This is a genomic window from Paracoccus denitrificans (genome assembly GCF_900100045.1).
GTDB lineage: Bacteria > Pseudomonadota > Alphaproteobacteria > Rhodobacterales > Rhodobacteraceae > Paracoccus > Paracoccus denitrificans.
In genome coordinates this window covers 56,180-77,868 of record NZ_FNEA01000004.1, presented here as the reverse complement: position 1 = coordinate 77,868, position 21,689 = coordinate 56,180, and the positions used below count along the sequence as shown (strand labels likewise).

The following is a 21,689-nucleotide window of genomic DNA, read 5'->3' as shown; positions in this document are numbered from 1 at the left end:
CTGCACCGCCGCCGCGGCTCTTTCCGTTTTCCAAATACCCATGCCCACCGCGCCAGGGGCGCGACGCCGATCAATAGGGCGCATCGACGCCTCCCATGCCGACATAGACCGATTTCAGCTGCGAATAATGCTCGATGGCAGCGGCCGAGTTCTCGCGCCCGATCCCCGACAGCTTGACGCCGCCGAAGGGCGCCTCGACCGGGGTCAGGTTATAGGCGTTGATCCAGGTGGTGCCGGCCTGCAGGGCCGCCGCGACCCGGTGGCCGCGCGCCAGGTCGCGGGTGAACACCCCCGCCGCCAGCCCATAGGGCGAGGCATTGGCGCGCCCGACCACTTCGTCCTCCGAGGAAAAGCCCAGCACCGACATCACCGGGCCGAAGATCTCCTCGCGCACGATCCACATGTCGTCCGAGGCATCGGCAAACACGGTCGGCGGGACGAATGGGCCCTCGCCCGGCCCGCCGCAGACCAGCCGCGCACCCTCGTCGCGGCCGCGCGCGATGGCGGCACGGATCTTCGCCGCCTGGCCCGGGCTGACGATGGGGCCGTGCTGGGTCTCCTCGTCCAGCGGATCGCCGATCCTGACCCCGGCCACCCGCTCGGCCAGCCGGTCGAGGAACTCGGGCAGGATGCCGTTCTGCACGAAGACCCGGGTGCCGTTCGAGCAGATCTGGCCCGAGGAATAGAAATTCGCCAGCACCGCCGCACCGACCGCATCATCCAGCGAGGCGTCGTCAAAGACGATCAGCGGCGACTTGCCGCCCAGCTCCATGGTGACATGGCGCATGCCCTCGGCCGCGCTCGCATAGACCCTCTGCCCGGTCGCGACCGAGCCGGTCAGCGAAACCTTGGCCACGCGCGGGTCCGTCACCAGCGCCGCGCCGATCTCGCCGCGCCCCTGCACCACGTTGAAGATGCCCGGCGGCAGCCCCGCCTCGGCCAGGATCTCGGCCAGTTTCAGCGCGCCCAGCGGCGTTTCCTCGCTGGGCTTGAAGACCATGGCATTGCCCATGGCCAGCGCCGGCGCCGCCTTCCAGCAGGCAATCTGGCTGGGATAGTTCCAGGCGCCGATGCCGACGCAGACCCCCAGCGCCTCGCGGATCGTATAGGCGAAATCGCCGCCCAGCGGGATCATCTGCCCGGTGACGGTGGGCGCGAGCCCGCCGAAATATTCCAGCGCATCGGCGCCCGAGGGCCAGTCGGCCACCCGCGTCTCCTGGATCGGCTTGCCGGTATCCAGCGTCTCCAGCCGCGCCAGTTCCTCGGCCCGCTCGCGGATGATCTGTGCCGCGCGAATCAGCACCCGGCCGCGCTCGACCGGACGGGCGGCGGCCCATGCCGGCTGGGCGGCGGCCGCGGCGGCAGTGGCGCGGGCGACCTGGTCGCGATTCGCCTCGCGCAGCAACGCGATCACCTCGCCGGTATAGGGATAATGCACGGGCAGCGCCGCGCCCTCGCCCTCGACGAAGCCACCGTCGATGTAAAGGCTCGCCTGCGGTTGCGCATCATGGCTCATGGCAGCACCTTCTCCAGATAATCCAGCGTCGTGCGTTCGGCGGCGGCCGCATCGGCCTCGTTGGACAGCGCCGCGCGCAGGTAAAGCCCGTCGATCAGTGCCCCCAGCGTGCGGGCGATCCGCTCGGCCCCGGCACCCGCCAGGGGGCGCAGCGCCACCAGCAGGTTCGAGGAGAGCCGGCGGTGATAGACGCGCAAAAGCCGCGCCGCCTCGGGCTCGACCAGCGCCAGGGCATAGAAGTTCAGCCAGGCGGCGATGGTCTCGCGCTCGAAGTTCGCGCTGTCGAAACTGGCGCCGACGATGGCGCGCAGCCGGTCCTGCGGCGTCCCGGCCCCCCGCAGCGCCGTGCGGGTCGAGGTGCCGTATTGCGTCAGGATATGCCGCATGGCTGCCAGGAAGATCCGCTCCTTGGAGCCGAAATAGTGATGCGCCAGGGCCGAGGACATGCCCGCCTCGCGCGCGATCTGCGCCACGGTGACATCCAGCGAGCCCGCCCGCCCCACTGTGGCAATCGCGGCGTTGATCAGCGCCGCTTTTCGGATAGGTTCAGCGCCAAGCTTGGGCATGACAGGATACCATTGTGCAGTTTCGTTCGAAAATTCGCGCAAGAGACCCGTATCTGACAGATCTTTGATTGACTCGTCAATCAATAAAAGCCTTAATCGACTCACCAGTCAACAAACCAGGGAGATAAAGATGACTTTTCGTCGCACCACCGCCGCTCTTGCCGCCGGGCTGGTCGCCTCGCTCGCCACGGCTGGCATCGCTGCGGCAGAAGAGCCGATGGAGTGCCGCAAGGTCGTCTTCTCGGATGTCGGCTGGAGCGATATCAGCGCCACCACGGCGCTGGCCTCGACCGTGCTCCAGGCCCTCGGCTACCAGACCGAGACCAAGATCCTGTCGGTGCCGGTGACCTATACCGCCATGTCGACCGACGACGTGGACGTGTTCCTGGGCAACTGGATGCCGACGATGGAGGCCGATATCGCCCCCTATCGCGAGGCGGGCACGGTCGAGATCGTGCGCACGAACCTGACCGGGGCGAAATACACGCTGGCGACGAACCAGGCCGGCGCCGATCTGGGCATCGACGATTTCGGCAAGATCGCCCAGCACAAGGACGCGCTGGCCGGCAAGATCTACGGCATCGAGCCGGGCAATGACGGCAACCGCCTGCTGCTGGACATGGTGGCCGACAACAAGTTCGACCTAGGCACCTTCGAGGTCGTCGAAAGCAGCGAACAGGGCATGCTGGCGCAGGTCGCCCGTGCCGACGCCGCCGGCAAGCCGGTGATCTTCCTGGGCTGGGAGCCGCATCCGATGAACAGCCAGTTCCAGATGACCTACCTGTCCGGCGGCGACGAGGTCTTCGGCCCCGACTTCGGCGGCGCGCGGGTCGATACCAACACCCGCGCCGGCTATGTCGAGGCCTGCCCGAACGTCGGCAAGTTCCTGCAGAACCTGGAATTCACCCTGCCCATGGAGAACGAGGTCATGGGCCTGATCCTGAACGACGGCGAGCAGCCCGCCGATGCGGCGCTGAAATGGCTGAAGGCCAACCCGGACGCGGCAAAACCCTGGATCGCGGGCGTGACCGCTGCCGATGGCGGCGATGCGCAGGCGGCCCTGGACACGGTGCTGTCCAAGTGAGGTCCGGCGGGCGGGATGCAGCCTCCTGCCCGCGCGCCTTGCTCATCGGGCATTTTCCTCTACCCTAGCCGGGACATCGCCTCCGGGCCGTGCCGCCATGATCCCGTGGCGCATGCCGGTCCCCGGACGCCCGAATGTCCCGCATGGCAGAAAGAAAGGGACGCATGGACCAACTGACTGCACTTCTGACCGATACAAAGATCCCGGTGGGCCGCACCGCCAAGGCGATCTTCGACTGGCTGAACGCCAACGCCGCGGTCGTCTTCAACTTCATCTCGAAGATGATGGACGGGCTGATCGGCGGCATCCTGAAGATGCTGGTGTTCCCCCATCCGCTGGTCTTCACCCTGCTGGCCGTGGCATTGACCTGGGCGCTGCAACGCAGCTGGAAGACCTGCCTGCTGGTCGCGCTGGGCTTTCTGTTCATCCTCAACCAGGGCTATTGGGACGCGACGATGCAATCGCTGACGCTGGTGCTGTCGGCCTGCGTGGTCTGCATGGCGATCGGCGTGCCGCTGGGCATCGCCGCCGCGCACCGGCCCCGGCTCTATGCCTGGATGCGGCCGGTGCTGGACCTGATGCAGACGCTGCCGACCTTCGTCTACCTGATCCCGGCCATCGTGTTCTTCGGCATCGGCATGGTGCCCGGCCTGATCGCCACGGTGATCTTCGTGCTGCCGGCGCCGATCCGGCTGACGCATCTGGGCATCAGCTCGACCCCCAAGGCGCTGGTCGAGGCCGCCATCGCCTTCGGCGCCACGCCGCGCCAGCTGCTGTGGAAGGTCGAGCTGCCCTCGGCCACTTCGCAGATCATGGCAGGGCTGAACCAGACCATCATGCTGTCGCTGTCCATGGTCGTCATTGCGGCGCTGGTTGGCGCCTCGGGGCTGGGCGTGCCGGTGGTCCGGGCGCTCAACAGCGTGAACACGGCGCTGGGTTTCGAAAGCGGCTTCATCATCGTGGTGGTCGCCATCATGCTGGACCGGATGCTGCGGGTAAGGGGGCGCGATGAGTGAACGCATGCAAGCCGCACATAATGCGGTCGAATTCGACAATGTGAACATCGTGTTCGGCGACGCGCCCAATGCCGCGCTGCCGCTGATGGACCAAGGGCTGGAACGCGGCCCGATCAAGGCCGAGACCGGACAGGTGTTGGGCGTTCACAATTGCTCGCTGACCGTGCGCGAGGGCGAGATCCTGGTGCTGATGGGCCTGTCCGGCTCGGGCAAGTCCACGCTTCTGCGGGCGGTGAACGGGCTCAACGCCGTCTGCCGCGGCGAGGTGCGGATCTGGGACGGCGACCGCATGGCCTCGGTCACGAAAGCCTCGGGCGCCGAGTTGCGGCGACTCAGGCGCGAATGCATCGCCATGGTCTTCCAGCAATTCGGCCTGCTTCCCTGGCGCTCGGTACGCGAGAACGTGGGGCTGGGGCTGGAACTTGCCGGCATCCCCGCGGCCGAGCGGCGCAAGCGCGTCGATGCCCAGCTCGCCACCGTCGGCCTGGCCGAATGGGCCGAGCGCAAGGTGGGCGACCTTTCGGGCGGCATGCAGCAGCGCGTCGGCCTGGCACGCGCATTCGCCACCGAGGCGCCGATCCTGCTGATGGACGAGCCCTTCTCGGCGCTGGACCCGCTGATCCGCAACCGGCTCCAGGACGAGTTGCTGGAATTGCAGCAGCGGTTCCGCCGCACCATCATCTTCGTCAGCCACGACCTCGACGAGGCGTTCCGCATCGGCAACCGCATCGCGCTGATGGAGGGCGGCCGCATCGTGCAGGTCGGCACCGCGCGCGAGATCATCGCCAATCCGGTCAACGCCTATGTCGAGGATTTCGTGGCCCACATGAACCCGCTGGCGGTGCTGACCGCCGAGGACATGGCCGAGCCGGGCGAAGCGGCGGGCGAGCCCATCGACCCCGAAACCCCGGTGCGCGAGGTCATCCAGATCATGACCGAGGCGGATGCCGAGATGCTGCCCCTGCAAGGCGGACGGCGGGTGACGCGGCAGGGCATCATGACGCGCCTGGTCGCGCAACGCAGCCAGGGCGGCGGTGCCGTCGAGCACTAGGCCCGGACGGGCGCGGCCGGGTCAGCTTTCCCGGGTCGCGCCCACCGGCGGCGTGATCGTCTGGCGCCGCAGCCTCGCCTCGCGCCAGGTGATGTAGCTGATGGCGCCGATCATGATCGCGCCGCCCACCAGCACCCACAGGTCGACCGGCTCGGCAAAGACCAGCGCGCCCAGCAGGCTGGCCCAGATCAGCTGCAGGAAGGTGACCGGCTGCGTCACCGTCAGGGGCGCGGCGACAAAGGCCCGCGTCATGGCGTAATGGCCCGCGGTGGCGAAAAGCGCCGTGCAGGCCAGCACCGCATATTGCAGGGGCGTCGGCGGCACCCAGACCAGCGCCGCGATGGGGGCCAGCCCGATGCAGACCGTCAGCGACATCATCGCCACGACCACCGTGGCCGGCACCAGTTCGGACAGCCGCTTCGCCACCAGGTAGGACATCCCGAAGATCACCGAGGCGCCCAATTGCGCGACATGCCCCGGCTCCAGCACCCGGATGCCGGGGCGCAGCACGATCATCGCGCCCGCCAGCGCCACGGCGATGGCCAGCGCCCGCCGCCACGAGATCCGCTCCCCCATCAGCAGCGTCGCGCCCAGCGTGACCACGATCGGGTTGAGATAGCCGATGGCGGTGACCTCGGCCACGGTAATGCGCGCCAGGGCATAGAACCACAGGATCACCGCCAGCACATGCAGCCCGCCGCGCAGCACGAAAAGCGCCCAGATGCGCGGCGCGAATCCCCGCCGCAAGGCCGGCCCCAGCGCCGGGACCAGGAACAGCAAGCCGAAGGCAAAGCGGATGAAGGCGCCCTCGGCCGCCGGCAGCGCCTGCCCCAGCCAGCGCACCGTGCCGTTGACGCCGACAAAGCACAGCCCCGCCGCCAGCATCCACAGGATGCCCGGCAGGTCGTTGCGAAGGATGGGAGTGGCCCTGCTCATGCCGCCAGCCATGCCCTGTCCGCCGGGGCAGCGCAAGGCTCAGCCGTTCAGCACCAGCCCCAGCGCGATCGACCACATGACCAACCCCACCAGCCCGTCCAGCACCCGCCACGCCACGGGCCGCGCGAACAGCGGCGACAGCCAGCGCGCGCCGTAACCCAGCGCAAAGAAGAACAGCACCGAGGCCGAGACCGCGCCGGCGACGAAGCCCGGCTTGTTCTCCCACCCCGCCGAGATCGAGCCGATCAGCACCACCGTATCCAGCCAGACATGCGGGTTGAGCCAGGTCAGCCCGGCCAGCACCGCCAGCGTCGCACCAAGCCCCGCCGCATTGCCCGCCCCGGCCCGCAGGCTCTCACCGCCCCTCCAGGCGGCACGAAAGGCGCGCGCGCCATAGGCCAGCAGGAAGACCGCGCCGCCCCAGCGCATCGCCGCCAGGAACCAGGGCGCGCCGGCGGCGATGGCCCCTGCACCCAGCACCCCCGCGGTGATCAGAACGGCATCCGAGATCGCGCAAAAGGCGCAGGTCGCCAGCACATGCCGGCGCATGAGCCCCTGTTTCAGCACGAATGCGTTCTGCGCCCCGATGGCGACGATCAGCGACAGGGCGGTGCCAAGGCCGGCGAAATAGGCATGCATGCGGCTCTCCTTTGCGCCGTCTTGCCCGCGCGACACCGTTCAGGCAAATTCAAAATCATTACACTGATTAAGGTTGCCTTAATGCTCGACTACGCCGCCCTCGCCGCCCTGTCCGAAATCATCCGCCGCGGCAGTTTCGAGGCGGCGGCCGCGGCGCTCGGCGTCACCCCCTCGGCGGTGTCGCAACGCATCAAGGGGCTGGAGGAGCGGCTGGGCCAGGTGCTGATCCATCGCGGCCCGCCCGCCAGCGGCACCGAGACCGGGCTGCGGCTGATGCAGCATCTCGACCAGGTGCGGCTGCTGGAAACCACGCTCGCCGCCAGCCTGCGCCCCACGGGCGGGCCGGCGGTGCTGCGGTTGGCGGTCAATGCCGACAGCCTGGCGACCTGGTTCCCTCCGGTGATGACGGCGCTGCCGGTGCTCTACGACCTGGTGGTGGACGACCAGGACCATGCCCGGGACTGGCTGCGCCAAGGCCAGGTCTCGGCCGCGATCAGCTCGGACCCAGACCCGGTGCCGGGCTGCGATGCGCTGCCGCTGGGCGCGATGCGCTATCTGGCGCTGGCCACCCCGGATTTCCTCGCCCGGCATTTCCCGGACGGCGTGACCGAAGCCGGCCTGCGCGCCGCCCCTGCGATCACCTTCAACGCCAAGGACGCGCTGCAATCCCGCTGGGCGCAAAAGGCCACCGGCAGGCGCCTGCACCTGCCCGGCCACCTGATCCCGGCCTCGGAACCCTTTGCCCGCGCGGTCGAACTCGGTCTCGGCTGGGGCATGATCCCCGAGAGCATAGCCGCCCCGGCCCTGCACCAGGGCCGCCTGCAACCGCTGGTCCCCGACCTGCCGCTGGACGTTGCGCTGCATTGGCATGTGCAGCGCGCCATGGCCCCTGCCCTCGCCCCCCTGACCGCCGCCATAAGAAAAAGGGCCGCAGCAGAACTGCGACCCTGAACTTTCCGTTTCCCAAATACCCCCGCCGGAGGCGGAAACTCAAAGCTGCGCGGCCACTTCCTCGGGAATGTCGAAATTCCCGGTGACGTTCTGCACGTCGTCATCCTCTTCCAGCGCGTCGATCAGCTTCATCAGCTTCGTGGCCGTCTCCAGGTCGATCTCGGTCGGCGCCTGCGGCTTCCAGATCAGCTTGGCATGTTCGGATTCGCCCAAGGACGCCTCCAGCGCGGTCGAAACCTCGGCCAGGTCGGTGTCCGCGGTATAGATCCAGTGCCCGTCCTCGTCGCTTTCGACATCCTCGGCCCCGGCCTCGATCGCGGCCATCATCACCGTGTCGGCATCGCCGGCATCCGGCTTGTAGAGGATCTCGCCCTTGCGGTCGAACATGAAGCTGACCGAGCCGGTCTGGCCCAGGTCGCCGCCGTATTTGGTGAAATAGCTGCGCACGTTGGACGCCGTGCGGTTGCGGTTGTCGGTCATCGCCTCGACGATGATGGCGATGCCGTTCGGACCGTAGCCCTCGTAACGGATCTCGTCATAGTTCTCGGCATCGCCGCCCTGCGATTTCTTGATGGCGCGGTCGATCACGTCCTTCGGCATCGAGTTCGACTTGGCTTCCTTTACCGCAAGGCGAAGGCGCGGGTTCTTTTCGGGGTCAGGGTCGCCCATCTTGGCGGCGACGGTGATTTCTTTGGCCAGTTTCGAAAACAGCTTCGAGCGCAGCTTGTCCTGCTTGCCCTTGCGATGCTGGATATTGGCCCATTTGGAATGGCCTGCCATGGTATTTCCCGGAATTTGGATATGTGCTGCGGCTTTTAGTCAGCCAGGGCCGGGGCCGCAAGCTTTACGCCCGATTCTTGACGATCTCGGCCAGCACGAAAAGCCGCAAGGCAGTGGCCAGCCCCACCTCGGGCGGGCGGGCGGCGTCGATCTCGGCGATCAGGGTGGCGGTGGTGCGACCCCCTGCCCGGGCCAACTCGCGCAACTCGCGCCAGAACGCATCCTCGAGGCTGACCGAGGTCCGGTGCCCGCCGATGGTCACCGAGCGCTTGCTGGGCGCCGACATCGGCGGCAGCGGCAGGGGCAAAGGCCCCGCGGCAGGTGGATCATTCGTCGCCATTCTCGGGATCCTCGCGGCGATGCTGGTCCAGATGGCGGGCGGCACGCGCGGCGGCGTCCTTCTCGGCGAGCTTCTGGGATTTGTTGCGGCCGAACTTCGCCGCATTCTCGTCGCCCTGCTTGCGGGCGGCATCGCGGGCGGCGGTCTTGCGCGCCGCCCGCAGGTTTATGACCTTGCCTGATCCGGCTCCGGTCATGCTCAGTCTTCCGGGCCGATCATCTGCTCGGGGCGAACGATGCGATCGAAAGTCTCGCCATCGACAAAGCCCAGCGCGATCGCTTCCTCGCGCAGCGTGGTGCCGTTCTTGTGCGCGGTCTTGGCCACCTTGGTCGCGTTGTCATAGCCGATGGTCGGCGCCAGCGCCGTCACCAGCATCAGCGATTCCTTCATCAGCTTGTCGATGCGCGGAATGTTCGCCTGGGTGCCCACGACCATGTTGTCGGTGAACGAACCCGCCGCGTCGCCCAGAAGCTGCATGGATTGCAGCACGTTGTAGGACATCATCGGGTTATAGACGTTCAGCTCGAAATGGCCCTGCGAGCCGGCGAAGCCGACGGCGGCATCGTTGCCCATGACATGGGCGCAGACCATGGTCAGCGCCTCGGCCTGGGTCGGGTTCACTTTGCCCGGCATGATCGACGAGCCCGGCTCGTTCTCGGGCAGGATCAACTCGCCCAGCCCCGAGCGCGGACCCGAACCCAACAGGCGCATGTCGTTGGCGATCTTGAAGAGCGAGGCGGCGACGGTCTTCAGCGCGCCCGAGAACATCACCATCGCATCATGCGCGGCCAGCGCCTCGAACTTGTTGGGCGCGGTGACGAAGGGCAGGCCGGTGATCTCGGCGATCTTGGCCGCGATGGCCGTGTCCCAACCCTTCCTGGTGTTCAGCCCGGTGCCGACCGCCGTGCCGCCCTGCGCGAGTTCATAGATGTCGCCAAGCGCCAGCTTGACCCGCTCGATGCCTTTGGCGACCTGATGGGCATAGCCGCCGAATTCCTGGCCCAGCGTCAGCGGCGTCGCGTCCTGGGTATGGGTGCGGCCGATCTTGATGATGTCCTTGAATTCCTCGGACTTCGCGACCAGCGCCTTGTGCAGCTTTTCCAGCCCCGGCAGCAGCTCATCGCGCGCCTGCATGGCGATGGCGACATGCATCGCGGTCGGGAAGGTGTCGTTCGACGACTGGCCCATGTTCACATGGTCGTTCGGATGGACCGGCTTCTTCGAGCCCATCTCGCCGCCCAGGATCTCGATGGCGCGGTTCGAGATCACCTCGTTGGCGTTCATGTTCGACTGCGTGCCCGAGCCGGTCTGCCAGACCACCAGCGGGAAGTTGTCATCGAACCTGCCCGCGACGACTTCCGAGGCCGCCTGCACCATGGCCTTGCCGATGGCCGGGTCCAGCTTGCCCGCCGCCATGTTCACCTCGGCCGCGGCCTGCTTGATCGCGCCCAGCGCGCGGATGATCGGCACGGGCTGCCGCTCCCAGCCGATCGGGAAGTTCTGGATCGAGCGCTGGGTCTGGGCGCCCCAATACTTGTCGGCGGGCACCTCCAGCGGGCCGAAGCTGTCGGTCTCGGTGCGGGTGGTCTTGGTCATGGCGTGCTCCCTCACGGTGTCGTGGGGGTTCTAGGCCCGATGGCGGGGATTCGCAATCGGCATGCCGTGGTATGCCATGCGCTAACAGCGCGTCATTTGCGCCATTTGTCCAGACTGACCACCTCGGCGCTGCCCTTGGGGCCGTCCTCGCCCGGCTCCTGGGGCTCGTCCTCCTCCGCTTCGGGCTCGTCCTCGTCTTCCTCGTGGTTCTCGAAGCGCAGCCCGAACTCGACCGACGGGTCCACGAAGGTGCGCAGCGCATCGAAGGGGATATAGAGCGGCTCGGGAGAATTGCCGAAATTCAGCGTGATGTGAAAGCCTTCGGGCGTGACCGAGAGATTCTCGAACCAATGCTGGATGACGATGGTCATTTCCTCGGGATAGCGCTCGCGCAGCCAGTCGGCCATCTCGACATCCGAATCGCGGGTGTCGAAGGTGATGAAGAAATGGTGCTCGCCCGGCAGCCCCTCTTCGGCCACCGTCTCCAGCACCTCCGCAATCAGCCGCTGCATGGCCCGGTGCATCATTCCGCCGTAATCTATTCCGCGTGCCATGGCGTCCTCCGTCGTGTTGGGGGCCAGCATAGGGAAATGAGGCGGCTTGAAAAGCCCCTAGCGCCGCCTGGAAGCACGACCGGCAGCCGGCTTCTTCGTTCCCCAAATACTCAAAAAACCGCGCCACAGGCGCGGCTGCAAAGCCGTAATGATCATGGGGAAAGATGGCGCGGTTGACGGGGCTCGAACCCGCGACCCCCGGCGTGACAGGCCGGTACTCTAACCAACTGAGCTACAACCGCGCATCTTTTCGGCGATATATGGTGGTGGTGGCGCGGTTGACGGGGCTCGAACCCGCGACCCCCGGCGTGACAGGCCGGTACTCTAACCAACTGAGCTACAACCGCGCAGACCACTTCCCCGGATCGCCGTCCGGGGTGCGAGGGGGTTTACGCATGGCGGCGGATGGCGTCAAGGCCGATCTTGCGCAAAAAACGCAAGGGCGCCCCGAAAGGCGCCCCCGTCCGGTCCGGCAATGGCCGGAAACCTTATTTCCGCACGGTCTTTTCGTCGAAATCCGGCAGGGCCTCCAGTTCGGCCTTGGTGTAGTTCGTGGCAAAGAACGTGTCGTTGCCGACGGCCACCAGGTGGATGGCATCCACGCCCAGCAGCACCTTCTTGGCGCCGATGCCCAGGAAGCCGCCGATATCGGCGACATAGCCGACGACCTGGCCCGAATCATCCAGCACGATGTCGTTCACCTTGGCGATGTCCTGCCATTCGGCCGGACGCTCCTCGACCGCGGGATCGACCCATTCGGTGGTCGAGGGCTGGTTGGTGGTCCAGATGCGGCGGCTGGTCAGCCAGCTCGACAGCACGCCCGGCTCGGCCTCGGAGATCGCCGGCGGGTTGACGTCGGGCGGCGTGACCGGCGCCTCGGCGGCAGCATCCGCGGCGGCATCGGCAGCGTCGCCTGCCGCATCGGCGGCATCCTCGGCCGCGCCGGCAGCATCCTCGGCCGCGCCCTCGGCCGCTTCGGGCACCGCATCGCCTGCGGGCGCATCGGGGGCGACGCCCATCTCGGCGGCAGCGCCGGCGGCGTCGTTGGCGGCATCGCTGGCCGCATCGGCAGCGTCACCGGCGGCATCGGCCGCGGCGGCGCCGGCTTCCTCGGCAGCCTGGTCGGCGGCCTGTTCCGCCTGATCGGCAGCCTGCTCGGCCTGGTCGGCGGCAGTTTCGGCCGCGGTGGCGGCATCCTCGACCTGTTCGGCCGGAATCTCGGGCGGCGGGGTGGTTTCGGTCTGGGCAAAGACGGGGCTGGCCAGAGCCAGCGTGGTGGCGGCGATGACAAGAGGTTTCATGGACGGTGTCCTTTCCGGTTGTCGTTGTCACGGACGGCGCGATGCCGTCATATGTCCGTCCAACGCCCCTTTCCGCGGCATCGTTCCCATGAAACGGCGTCGAAACAATCACAAGGCGGAAATCCGCCCGTGATCCGGCCGGCCTGCGCCCCGTGCCTGCACCCCGTCTCAGCGCCCCTGTTTCAGCGCCGCGGCGGATGACTGATCCGCCCGCCGCAGACCGGCCCCGGCGCGCCGGTGGTGCCCGGCCCCGAGGTCGGCAAGCCGCGCAGCACCCGCACCGCCAGCCAGCCGAAAGCCTGCGCCTCGAGCATGTCGCCGTCGAGCCCCGCCTCCTCGACCGGCGCGACACGGGCGGACAGGCGCTGCGCCAGCGCCGCCATCATCGCGGCATTGTGACGGCCGCCGCCACAGACCAGGATCAACTGCGGCGGCCGCTGCAACAGCGCAACCCCCGCCGCCACCGCCGCCGCCGCCGCATGGGTCAGCGTCGCCGCCGCATCCACATCCGAAAGCCCCGCAACCTCGGCCGCAAGGTCGGGGAACGCATCGCGGTCCAGCGATTTCGGCAAGGGCCGGGCGAAATGCGGATGGCGCAGGAAGCGGGCGATGACGCCTTCGTCCGGGCCGCCTTGCAGGGCAAGCCGCCCGCCCTCGTCCCGCGCCGCGCCGCGCCGGGCACGCATCAGGTCGTTCAGGGGCGCATTGGCCGGGCCGGTGTCGAAGGCGATGCAGGCGCCCGGCGCCTCGGGCGCCCCCGCGGTCGGATCGACCCAGGTCAGGTTGCCCACGCCGCCCAGGTTCAGGAACGCGACCGGGGCGCGCGGCAAAAGCCCCTGCCCCATCGCCCATTCCGCGCAGGCCCAGTGGAAGAAGGGCGCAAGCGGCGCGCCCTCGCCGCCCTGCCGCACGTCCTCGGAGCGGAAATCCCAGACCACCGGCCGGTCCAGCTTGCGCGCCAGCGCGGCACCGTCGCCCGCCTGATGCGTGCCGCGCCCCGCAGGATCATGGGCCAGCGTCTGGCCGTGATAGCCGACCAGCTCCGCCTCGGGGAAGCCCTCGCCCAGCGCGGCATGGGCGGCAACGGAAAGCCCGGCCGCCTCGGCCACGTCCGGTCCGCCCGGCCATTGCCCCAGCGCCGCGTGCAGCAGGCCCGATTCATTGCCGGAATAGGCACGATAGGCGCTGCGGCCGAAACCGGCGATGCGCGTCCCGTCGGTCTCGATCATCGCCGCGTCCACCCCGTCCAGCGAGGTGCCCGACATCATCCCCAGCGCCCGGATCATTCGCATGCTTTCCCTTCCGCCTTTCCCCCGGTATATCCGCGCCAGTCGAAAGGAAAAGCCCATGACCTACCGTGCCAAATCCGATTTCCTGAACGTGATGATCGAACGTGGCTACCTGGCGGACTGCACCGACATGCAGGCGCTGGACGACGCGCTGATCGACGGCCCGGTGACGGCATATATCGGCTATGACGCGACGGCGGCCAGCCTGCATGTCGGGCATCTTCTGAACATCATGATGCTGCGCTGGTTCCAGAAGACCGGCAACCGCCCGATCACGCTGATGGGCGGCGGCACCACCAAGGTCGGCGATCCCAGCTTCCGGTCCGAGGAACGCCCGCTGCTGACCCCGGACAAGATCGACGAGAACATCGCCGGCATGAAGCAGGTCTTTGCCCGCTACCTCGATTACGGGGATCAGGGCGCGATGATGCTGAACAACGCCGAATGGCTGGACAGCCTGAACTACCTGGATTTTCTGCGCGACATCGGCCGGCATTTCAGCGTCAACCGGATGCTGTCCTTTGAATCGGTCAAGTCGCGGCTGGACCGCGAGCAGTCGCTGAGCTTCCTCGAATTCAACTACATGATCCTGCAGGCCTATGACTTCCTTGAGCTTTACCGGCGCTATGGCTGCCGGTTGCAGATGGGCGGCAGCGATCAATGGGGCAATATCGTCAACGGCATCGACCTGACCCGCCGGGTGCTGGATGCCGAGATCTGGGGCCTGACCTCGCCGCTGCTGACCACCTCGGACGGGCGCAAGATGGGCAAGTCGGCGGGCGGCGCGGTCTGGCTGAACGGCGCGATGCTGTCGCCCTATGAGTTCTGGCAGTTCTGGCGCAACACCACCGATGCCGATGTCGGCCGGTTCCTGAAGCTTTACACCGAGTTGCCGGTCGAGGAATGCGACCGCCTCGGCGCGCTTTCGGGGTCCGAGATCAACGCGGCCAAGATCATCCTGGCCAACGAGGTGACGACGCTCCTGCACGGCGCCGATGCCGCCGCGTCGGCCGAGGCCACCGCGCGCGAGGTCTTCGAGCAGGGCGGTGCCGGCGGCGACCTGGAGGTGGTGACCCTCAGTGCCGATGCGCTGGCTTCGGGGCTGACGGTGGTGCAGCTGCTGGCGCAAACCGGCATCACCGCCTCGGGGAAAGAGGCCAAGCGCCTGATCGCCGAGGGCGGTCTGCGGCTGAACAACGAAGCCGTGTCCGATCCGCAGCTTGCCGTCGATGCGGCGCTGATCGGCGACGGGCTGAAGGTCTCGGTCGGCAAGAAGAAGCACCGGATGGTGCAACTGGGATAAACAGGAAGGCCGGGGCGATCCCGGCCTTTTTCACCCAGCCTTTTTCACAACGCCGCCTGCCAGCCGCGCACCGCCTCCAGCGGCCAGAGCAGCATCAGCACGTTCAGCGCCAGCCCGTCGCGGATCAGCCAGGTCGTCAGCGCCTCGAACCCGATGACGATGGCGACCGAGGCCCAGACCGGCAGCCGCGCGGCCAGCACGAAGCCCAGCACCATCGCCAGGATGTCGGAGACCGAATTCAGCACGCTGTCGCCATAGTAATCCAGCGAGATGGTCACCGCACGATAGCGCTCGATGATCGCGTCCGAGTTCTCGACGATCTCCCATGCGGATTCGACCAGCGTGGCGATGGCCAGCCGCCAGCCGAAGCTCAGCCGGGGCGCGACCAGCCACAGCGCGGCATAGAACACCAGCCCATGGATGACATGCGAGGGCGTATACCAGTCCGCGATATGCTGCGAACTCTCGGAACTCATCGTCTCGCCATGCCACAGCTTGACGCTGCCGCATGTGCAGATCGGCTCGCGACCGATCCAGAGCAGCCAGAGGGCCGCCAGGACAATGACAAGGAACGTGGCCCAATAGGGGGCGGATCGACGCGTGAACATGATGCGAGGTGAAATCATCTTTGCGCCGCACTGTCCATGACCTGCCTGCGCCCTAGCCGATCCGCTGCGCCGCCGCCATCACCCGGTCCAGCGATTGCAGGAAGCGCGCCCGCTCGGCCTTGCCGAAGCCGCCGCCCCGGCCCTGGTGGAACGGATCGGCGGCGCGGATGTCCTGCATCAGGTCGCGCGTCGCCAGCCGCGGGCCGATATTGGCCGGCGTCAGCACCTCGCCATCGGGCTGGACGACCTGCGCCCCCGCCTTCAGGCAGCGGTCGGCAAGCGGCAGATCGGTGGTGACCACCACGTCGCCCGGCCCGCAATGCGCCGCGATCCACTGGTCGGCCGCATCCGGCCCCTCGGGCACGATCACCAGCGAGACCAGCGGATTGGCCGGGGGCCGCAGCCCGCCGTTGCAGACCAGCACCATCGGCAGCCGCAGCCGCGTGGCGACCCGCTCGGCCTCGGACTTGACGGGGCAGGCATCGGCATCGATGTAGAGCGTGGTCATGCGGAACTCCTTGATGAAAAAGCCCCGCGCGGGCGGGGCTTTCGCGACAGGGATCGGGCCGGGATCACTCCTCGACCGTCACCTTGACCATGTAATCCGGCTCGACCACCGCGCCATTGGCGGCCGGGTCGCCCTTCTTGATCGCGTTGAGCACGTCCCAGCCGTCGACCAGCTGGCCGACAACCGTGTATTGCCCGTCCAGGAAGGTCGCCGGCGCCAGGTCGATGAAGAACTGGCTGTTGGCGCTGTTGGGGTCCTGCGACCGCGCCATGCCCACGGTACCGGCCTGGAAGCTGACATCGTTGAACTCGGCACGAAGGTCCGGCATGTTCGAGCCGCCCATGCCCGCCCGCGCGGTATCGCCGCCGTGCTTGCCGAATTCGACATCGCCGGTCTGGGCCATGAAGCCGTCGATCACGCGGTGGAACACCACGCCGTCATAGGCACCGGATTTCGCCAGCGTCACCAGACGCTCGACATGGTTGGGCGCCTTGTCCTTGTAGAGGTCCAGCACGATCCGGCCCTTGGCCGCGCCCTTGGCGTCGGCCACCTCGATCACGAGGTTCGGGCCCGGACCGTCGGTGACGCCCGGCAGTCCCTCGGCCCAGGCGGCGCCGGCGGCCAGCACCAGCGCGGGAACCAGCAGCTTATTCCACATCGGCCGCCACCTTCACCGAGATCATCCGGTCGGGATTCGCCGGCGGCTCGCCGCGGGCGATCTTGTCGACATGCTCCATGCCCTCGATCACCCGGCCATAGACGGTGTATTGGCCGTTCAGGAAATGGTTGTCCTTGAAGTTGATGAAGAACTGGCTGTTGGCCGAGTTCGGGTTCATCGAACGCGCCGCGCCCAGCGTGCCGCGGTCATGGGGCAGGCGCGAGAACTCGGCCGGCAGGTCCGGCAGGTCCGAGCCGCCGGTGCCGGCGCGGCCCGGGTTGTAGTTGTTTTCCATGTTGGCATGTTCCACGTCGCCGGTCTGGGCCATGAAGCCCTCGATCACGCGGTGGAAGGCCACGTTGTCGTATTTCCCGGCGCGGGCCAGTTCCTTCATGCGCTCGGCGTGCTTGGGCGCCACGTCGGGCAGCAGCTCGATCACCACCGGGCCGTCCTTCAGCTCGATGATGACCGTGTTCTCGGGATCCTTGATCTCGGCCATGGGGGTCTCCTTCTGATGGCTTGGGCAAAGGCATAAGCATTTCGCCCGGACCATACAACGCCCGCCGGCGCCGCGCGTTTCGCCGCAAGCCCGGGTCCGGCGCCGGTTGACGAAAATGTCATGATGCGGGAAAACCCGCCGGGGGACGTGTCAGCCCAACAGGAAAGGGACATGAGCATGGCGGATTTCAACACGATCGACGACCTGGATCTTGACGGCAAGGTGGTGCTTGTCCGCGTGGACGTGAACGTCCCGGTCGAAAACGGCCAGGTCACCGATGCCACGCGGATCGAAAAGATCGTGCCGACCGTCAAGGACATCCAGGGCCGGGGCGGCATCCCGGTGCTGCTGGCGCATTTCGACCGCCCCAAGGGAAAGCGCGTGGACGGCATGAGCCTGAAGGTCGTGCTGCCGGCGCTGGAAAAGGCGCTCGGCCAGCCGGTGAAGTTCTCGGACGAGGCCATCGGCGGCCCCGCCAAGCGCGCCGTGGCCGATCTGGCCAAGGGGGACGTGCTGCTGCTGGAGAACACCCGCTTCTATCCGGGGGAAGAGACGAATGACGCGACCTTCGCCGCCTCGCTGGCCGCGTTGGGCCAAGCCTATGTGAACGACGCCTTTTCGGCCGCGCACCGGGCGCACGCCTCGACCGAGGGGATCGCGCGGCTCCTGCCCGCCGCGGCCGGCCGGCTGATGGAGGCGGAACTGAAGGCGCTGGACGCCGCGCTCGGCAATCCGCAGCGCCCGGTCGTCGCCGTGGTCGGCGGCGCCAAGGTCTCGACCAAGCTCGACCTGCTCGGCAACCTGATCGAGAAGGTGGACCACCTGGTCATCGGCGGCGGCATGGCCAACACCTTCCTGGTCGCCCAGAACATCGAGGTCGGCAAATCGCTGGCCGAGCGCGACATGACCGATACGGCGCGCGACATCCTGGCCAAGGCGGAAAAGACCGGCTGCACCATCCACCTGCCGGTGGACGTGGTGGTGGCGCGTGAATTCAAGGCCGGCGCCGACAGCGAGACGGTGGCGGCGGATGCCTGCCCGGCCGATGCGATGATCCTCGACGCCGGCCCCGCCACGGTGGCGAAGATCCGCGAGGTTTTCGAAAGCAGCCGCACGCTGATCTGGAACGGCCCGCTCGGCGCCTTCGAAATCCCGCCCTTCGACGCCGCGACCAATGCCGCGGCGCAAGAAGCCGCGCGGCTGACCCGCGAGGGCAAGCTGATCTCGGTCGCCGGCGGCGGCGATACGGTGGCGGCGCTGAACAAGGCCGGCGTTTCGGGCGACTTCACCTTCATCTCGACCGCTGGCGGCGCCTTTCTGGAATGGATGAAGGGCAAGGAACTGCCCGGCGTCGCGGCCTTGCAGAAACGCTGAAACCGCCCGCTGGCGGCGATGCGAAAGGGGCCTTCGCGGCCCCTTTTTGCATCGGCGAAAGCCCTTGGTGCTGCGCAGCCCATCGTCCGGCCAGGGCCGGCAACACGCAGGGCGGTCCGCTGCGGATCGGTCTCGTGCGGCCTGGGCGCCGCGCTTCCGGGCGATCTTCGCGACCGCAGCCCGACCGTCACCACGGTCGTGCGACAGGGGACGCAGGCACGTCCCCTGCCAGATGCGGCGTCAATTCCCCTCTGCCGGCGCGGCTTCGCCTGTCGGCGTCGCTGGCGCGGTCACGGCGGGCGGCGCATTGCGCCCGACATCGCGCGAGTCGGTATCGAGGAACAGGATATAGAGAAAGGCCCCGATCGAGACCACGAAGGCCAGCCCCAGCACAAGGAAGAAGGGTCGGTTCTGGCGGATCTGTTCGGGAATGCCGGCAGGATCTTCGTTTGCCATGGGAATTCCCCCCAATTCTGACAGCGGAACAACGCCGAAAGGCCGCCACGGGTTCCGTTAGCGCAATCGCGATTGCCCTTGGCGGCGGGTCTGCTAAGCAGCCCGCATTCAGACATGGAGTTCCCGATGCAGATGACCGATACCGTCCGCAAGATCCTCGCCAATTACGAGGGCGAAGCGCCGGGTGTGAAGGCACAGCTGGCCCGCATGCTGATGACCGGCAAGCTGGCCGGCACCGGCAAGATGATCATCCTGCCCGTGGACCAGGGTTTCGAGCACGGCCCCGCGCGCAGCTTTGCGCCGAACCCCGCCGGCTACGACCCGCATTACCACTACCAGCTGGCCATCGACGCGGGGCTGAACGCCTTTGCCGCGCCGCTGGGTATGATCGAGGCGGGCGCCGACACCTTCGCCGGCCAGATCCCGACGATCCTCAAGGTGAACTCGGCCAATTCGCTGATGTCGGACACGGCCGGCAAGAACCAGGCGATCACCGCCTCGGTCGACGACGCGCTGCGGCTGGGCTGCGCAGCCATCGGATTCACCATCTATCCGGGCTCGGACATGGCGCTCGACATGATCGAGGAGATCGTCGAGATGCGCAAGGAAGCCGCCGCCAAGGGCGTGGCGACCGTGATCTGGTCCTATCCGCGCGGCGAGGCGATCAGCAAGGACGGCGAGACCGCCATCGACATCGCCGCCTATGCCGCCCAGATCGCGGCGCTGATCGGCGCGCATGTCATCAAGATCAAGCTCTCGACCGACCACCTGGAACTGGGCGAGGCGAAAAAGGTCTACGAGGCCAAGGGCATCGACATCTCGACCCAGGCCAAGCGCGTCGAGCATTGCATGCAGTCGGCCTTCAACGGCCGCCGCATCGTGGTGTTCTCGGGCGGTGCGGCCAAGGGCGCGGATGCGGTCTATGACGACGCGCGCGCCATCCGCGACGGCGGCGGCAACGGCTCGATCATCGGCCGCAACAGCTTCCAGCGCTCGCGCGAGGATGCGCTGGAAATGCTGCAGAAACTGGTCGACATCTACCTGGGCAAGGCCTGATTGCCGTGGGGCTCTGCCCCACACCCCGGAGTATTTTTCGAACGGTGAAGGGGCGTCCGTTTCGGGGCGCCCTTTTCCTTTCGGGCAAGATTGCCTAGTCTCTCGCGCGACAGACAAAAGGATGGGTGCATGTCGTTTTTCTCGAAGCTGCGCGACCGGCTGACGCGATCCTCGTCCAAGATAGGCTCGGGGCTGGAGGATATCGTCTCGGAAGCCGCAGCCGATGAAAAGCCGGCCTCGCCCGCCCCCGCCGCATCGCAACCCGCAACCGAGCCGGAAGCACGCCCCGGCGTCCTGGGCCGGCTTCTGGGCCGCGCCCCGGCTGTCGCCGAACCGCGGCGCGAACTTGACGATGCGATGCTGGAAGAGCTTGAGGAGATGCTGATCCAGGCCGACATGGGCGTCGAGACCGCATTGCGCGTCACCGCCAATATCGCCGAGGGCCGCATGGGCCGCCGCGTCTCGGCCACCGAGCTGAAAGAGCTGCTGGCCGATGAGATCGCCCGCATCATGACGCCGGTGGCGAAACCCCTGCCGCTTTATCCCAAGCGGCCGCAAGTGGTGCTGGTGGTGGGGGTGAACGGTTCGGGCAAGACCACGACCATCGGCAAGCTTGCCAGCCAGTTCAAGGCGGCCGGCAAGAAGGTGGTGATCGCCGCCGGCGACACCTTCCGCGCCGCAGCCGTCGAGCAATTGCAGGTCTGGGGCCAGCGCGCCGGGGTGCCGGTGATGACCGCACCCGAGGGCAGCGACCCCGCCAGCCTTGCCTTCGACGCCATGACCAAGGCCGAGGCCGAGGGTGCCGACCTGTTGATGATCGACACCGCCGGCCGGTTGCAGAACCGCCAGGACCTGATGGAAGAACTGGCCAAGATCGTCCGCGTCATCCGCAAGAAGGACCCCTCGGCCCCGCACAACACCCTGCTGGTGCTGGACGCCACCACCGGCCAGAACGCGCTGAGCCAGGTCGAGATCTTCCGGAAGCTCGCCGATGTCTCGGGTCTTGTCATGACCAAGCTGGACGGGACGGCGCGCGGCGGGGTGCTGGTGGCGCTGGCCGACCGCTTCGGCCTGCCGATCCATGCCATCGGGGTGGGCGAGCAGATCGACGATCTCGACGCCTTCGACGCCCGCGATTTCGCCCGTGCGCTGGTCGGTCTCGGGGACTGAACCCGGCCCTTTTTCCGTTTTCCAAATACCCATGCGGCCGCGCAGCCGGCGCGGCGTCACGGCTTGACGAGATGCGCGTCCGTCTTGGTGTCCTCGGCCGGCGCGACATTGCCCGCCGGATCGGCCTGCATCTCGACCACATCCTGCGGCGGCGTGAAGGGCGCGGTCAGTTCGGCGGTCCCGGCCTCTTTGTCAAAGATGCAGACATAACGGTCCACCCCGCCATCGGCGAGCGTGGTAATGAGCAGCGCCGCGCCATAGCTTTCCGAGCCGAAGGGGTTGATCTCGATGGCGGTCTCGCCCTCCTCCGGAGCGAGCACGGTACAGGCGGTCTCGACATCCTTGCGGAACTGTTCCCAAGCCTCCTCGGACGAGGCCAGCGCGGGACTCGCGGACAAAAGCAGCATCAGGACGGCCAGGCGCATCTTCGTTCTCCAT

The 21,689-nt window shown here is 67.5% G+C and carries 25 protein-coding genes and 2 tRNA genes; 8 read left to right on the top strand and 19 right to left on the bottom strand.

Annotated features, from left to right (window positions below; translation table 11 throughout):
- Nucleotides 1-70: 70 nt before the first annotated feature.
- Nucleotides 71-1,516, bottom strand: coding sequence for a betaine-aldehyde dehydrogenase (gene betB / locus BLT64_RS04090; RefSeq protein ID WP_011748189.1), 1,446 nt, complete (start codon nucleotides 1,514-1,516; stop codon nucleotides 71-73).
- Nucleotides 1,513-2,082, bottom strand: coding sequence for a transcriptional regulator BetI (gene betI / locus BLT64_RS04085; RefSeq protein ID WP_011748190.1), 570 nt, complete (start codon nucleotides 2,080-2,082; stop codon nucleotides 1,513-1,515). Before betI ends, betB begins: the two co-directional genes overlap by 4 nt.
- Before the next feature lie 130 nt (nucleotides 2,083-2,212).
- Here betI and choX point away from each other — a divergent pair, with 130 nt between their 5' ends.
- From choX to choV, 3 genes are all read left to right on the top strand, one after another.
- A complete protein-coding gene (choX, locus tag BLT64_RS04080) occupies nucleotides 2,213-3,166 on the top strand; it encodes a choline ABC transporter substrate-binding protein (RefSeq protein ID WP_011748191.1) in 954 nt (317 codons plus the stop codon).
- 164 nt (nucleotides 3,167-3,330) lie between these two features.
- Nucleotides 3,331-4,182 (top strand): choline ABC transporter permease subunit, encoded by an 852-nt coding sequence (gene choW / locus BLT64_RS04075; protein WP_011748192.1) that lies wholly within the window; start codon nucleotides 3,331-3,333, stop codon nucleotides 4,180-4,182.
- Nucleotides 4,175-5,233 carry a choline ABC transporter ATP-binding protein gene (choV, locus tag BLT64_RS04070; protein ID WP_011748193.1) on the top strand — a complete coding sequence of 353 codons (1,059 nt, stop codon included), beginning with the start codon at nucleotides 4,175-4,177 and terminating at the stop codon, nucleotides 5,231-5,233. Before choW ends, choV begins: the two co-directional genes overlap by 8 nt.
- Before the next feature lie 21 nt (nucleotides 5,234-5,254).
- Here choV and BLT64_RS04065 read toward each other — a convergent pair whose 3' ends face one another.
- Together BLT64_RS04065 and BLT64_RS04060 are read right to left on the bottom strand one after the other, a co-directional pair.
- Complete coding sequence (locus BLT64_RS04065; protein ID WP_041529900.1) at nucleotides 5,255-6,169, bottom strand: DMT family transporter; 915 nt, start codon at nucleotides 6,167-6,169, stop codon at nucleotides 5,255-5,257.
- Nucleotides 6,170-6,208: 39 nt separating this feature from the next.
- Nucleotides 6,209-6,808, bottom strand: a complete 600-nt coding sequence (locus BLT64_RS04060; RefSeq protein ID WP_011748195.1) for a LysE/ArgO family amino acid transporter — start codon at nucleotides 6,806-6,808, stop codon at nucleotides 6,209-6,211.
- 81 nt (nucleotides 6,809-6,889) lie between these two features.
- Here BLT64_RS04060 and BLT64_RS04055 point away from each other — a divergent pair, with 81 nt between their 5' ends.
- The gene (locus BLT64_RS04055) at nucleotides 6,890-7,759 is read left to right on the top strand and encodes a LysR family transcriptional regulator ArgP (protein WP_011748196.1); all 870 of its coding nucleotides are present in this window, start codon (nucleotides 6,890-6,892) and stop codon (nucleotides 7,757-7,759) included.
- Nucleotides 7,760-7,798: 39 nt separating this feature from the next.
- Here the strand turns inward: BLT64_RS04055 and BLT64_RS04050 are convergent, their stop codons facing one another.
- The 9 genes from BLT64_RS04050 to BLT64_RS04010 all read right to left on the bottom strand — a co-directional run bounded on the left by BLT64_RS04050 (nucleotide 7,799) and on the right by BLT64_RS04010 (nucleotide 13,622).
- Nucleotides 7,799-8,539, bottom strand: a complete 741-nt coding sequence (locus BLT64_RS04050; protein WP_011748197.1) for a YebC/PmpR family DNA-binding transcriptional regulator — start codon at nucleotides 8,537-8,539, stop codon at nucleotides 7,799-7,801.
- A gap of 64 nt (nucleotides 8,540-8,603) precedes the next feature.
- Complete coding sequence (locus BLT64_RS04045) at nucleotides 8,604-8,879, bottom strand: ribbon-helix-helix domain-containing protein (RefSeq protein ID WP_011748198.1); 276 nt, start codon at nucleotides 8,877-8,879, stop codon at nucleotides 8,604-8,606.
- The gene (locus BLT64_RS04040; RefSeq protein WP_011748199.1) at nucleotides 8,866-9,075 is read right to left on the bottom strand and encodes a DUF4169 family protein; all 210 of its coding nucleotides are present in this window, start codon (nucleotides 9,073-9,075) and stop codon (nucleotides 8,866-8,868) included. The genes BLT64_RS04045 and BLT64_RS04040 overlap by 14 nt, the downstream gene beginning before the upstream one ends.
- Nucleotides 9,076-9,077: 2 nt before the next feature.
- The gene (gene fumC / locus BLT64_RS04035; RefSeq protein WP_011748200.1) at nucleotides 9,078-10,475 is read right to left on the bottom strand and encodes a class II fumarate hydratase; all 1,398 of its coding nucleotides are present in this window, start codon (nucleotides 10,473-10,475) and stop codon (nucleotides 9,078-9,080) included.
- A 92-nt stretch (nucleotides 10,476-10,567) separates the two neighbouring features.
- Nucleotides 10,568-11,029 (bottom strand): SspB family protein, encoded by a 462-nt coding sequence (locus BLT64_RS04030; RefSeq protein WP_011748201.1) that lies wholly within the window; start codon nucleotides 11,027-11,029, stop codon nucleotides 10,568-10,570.
- A gap of 165 nt (nucleotides 11,030-11,194) precedes the next feature.
- Nucleotides 11,195-11,271 (bottom strand) — tRNA-Asp (locus BLT64_RS04025).
- A gap of 28 nt (nucleotides 11,272-11,299) precedes the next feature.
- A tRNA-Asp gene (locus BLT64_RS04020) sits at nucleotides 11,300-11,376 on the bottom strand.
- 141 nt (nucleotides 11,377-11,517) lie between these two features.
- Nucleotides 11,518-12,330: a PRC-barrel domain-containing protein gene (locus BLT64_RS04015; protein ID WP_041529902.1), complete on the bottom strand. Its 813-nt coding sequence runs from the start codon at nucleotides 12,328-12,330 to the stop codon at nucleotides 11,518-11,520.
- 182 nt (nucleotides 12,331-12,512) lie between these two features.
- Nucleotides 12,513-13,622 (bottom strand): anhydro-N-acetylmuramic acid kinase, encoded by a 1,110-nt coding sequence (locus tag BLT64_RS04010; protein ID WP_011748203.1) that lies wholly within the window; start codon nucleotides 13,620-13,622, stop codon nucleotides 12,513-12,515.
- A gap of 55 nt (nucleotides 13,623-13,677) precedes the next feature.
- Between BLT64_RS04010 and tyrS the strand changes: the two genes are divergently transcribed.
- Nucleotides 13,678-14,922, top strand: a complete 1,245-nt coding sequence (tyrS, locus tag BLT64_RS04005) for a tyrosine--tRNA ligase (protein ID WP_011748204.1) — start codon at nucleotides 13,678-13,680, stop codon at nucleotides 14,920-14,922.
- Nucleotides 14,923-14,966: 44 nt separating this feature from the next.
- Here the strand turns inward: tyrS and BLT64_RS04000 are convergent, their stop codons facing one another.
- The 4 genes from BLT64_RS04000 to BLT64_RS03985 form a co-directional block, all read right to left on the bottom strand.
- Entirely contained in the window at nucleotides 14,967-15,548 is a 582-nt protein-coding gene (locus BLT64_RS04000) for a DUF2585 domain-containing protein (RefSeq protein WP_011748205.1), read from the bottom strand.
- A gap of 34 nt (nucleotides 15,549-15,582) precedes the next feature.
- Nucleotides 15,583-16,038: a YaiI/YqxD family protein gene (locus tag BLT64_RS03995; protein ID WP_011748206.1), complete on the bottom strand. Its 456-nt coding sequence runs from the start codon at nucleotides 16,036-16,038 to the stop codon at nucleotides 15,583-15,585.
- Between the two features lie 64 nt (nucleotides 16,039-16,102).
- Nucleotides 16,103-16,696 carry a peptidylprolyl isomerase gene (locus BLT64_RS03990; RefSeq protein WP_011748207.1) on the bottom strand — a complete coding sequence of 198 codons (594 nt, stop codon included), beginning with the start codon at nucleotides 16,694-16,696 and terminating at the stop codon, nucleotides 16,103-16,105.
- Nucleotides 16,686-17,195 carry a peptidylprolyl isomerase gene (locus BLT64_RS03985; protein WP_011748208.1) on the bottom strand — a complete coding sequence of 170 codons (510 nt, stop codon included), beginning with the start codon at nucleotides 17,193-17,195 and terminating at the stop codon, nucleotides 16,686-16,688. Before BLT64_RS03985 ends, BLT64_RS03990 begins: the two co-directional genes overlap by 11 nt.
- 177 nt (nucleotides 17,196-17,372) lie before the next feature.
- Between BLT64_RS03985 and BLT64_RS03980 the strand changes: the two genes are divergently transcribed.
- Nucleotides 17,373-18,569, top strand: coding sequence for a phosphoglycerate kinase (locus tag BLT64_RS03980; RefSeq protein WP_011748209.1), 1,197 nt, complete (start codon nucleotides 17,373-17,375; stop codon nucleotides 18,567-18,569).
- Nucleotides 18,570-18,809: 240 nt separating this feature from the next.
- Here BLT64_RS03980 and BLT64_RS03975 read toward each other — a convergent pair whose 3' ends face one another.
- The gene (locus tag BLT64_RS03975; RefSeq protein WP_011748210.1) at nucleotides 18,810-19,025 is read right to left on the bottom strand and encodes a hypothetical protein; all 216 of its coding nucleotides are present in this window, start codon (nucleotides 19,023-19,025) and stop codon (nucleotides 18,810-18,812) included.
- Nucleotides 19,026-19,151: 126 nt separating this feature from the next.
- On the opposite strand from BLT64_RS03975, the gene BLT64_RS03970 reads away from it, so the two are divergent.
- Both BLT64_RS03970 and ftsY read left to right on the top strand, forming a co-directional pair.
- Nucleotides 19,152-20,081 carry a class I fructose-bisphosphate aldolase gene (locus BLT64_RS03970; protein WP_011748211.1) on the top strand — a complete coding sequence of 310 codons (930 nt, stop codon included), beginning with the start codon at nucleotides 19,152-19,154 and terminating at the stop codon, nucleotides 20,079-20,081.
- Between the two features lie 129 nt (nucleotides 20,082-20,210).
- The gene (ftsY, locus tag BLT64_RS03965; RefSeq protein ID WP_011748212.1) at nucleotides 20,211-21,251 is read left to right on the top strand and encodes a signal recognition particle-docking protein FtsY; all 1,041 of its coding nucleotides are present in this window, start codon (nucleotides 20,211-20,213) and stop codon (nucleotides 21,249-21,251) included.
- A gap of 56 nt (nucleotides 21,252-21,307) precedes the next feature.
- On the opposite strand, the gene BLT64_RS03960 is transcribed toward ftsY, so the two are convergent.
- Nucleotides 21,308-21,676, bottom strand: coding sequence for a hypothetical protein (locus BLT64_RS03960; protein ID WP_011748213.1), 369 nt, complete (start codon nucleotides 21,674-21,676; stop codon nucleotides 21,308-21,310).
- Nucleotides 21,677-21,689: the final 13 nt, after the last annotated feature.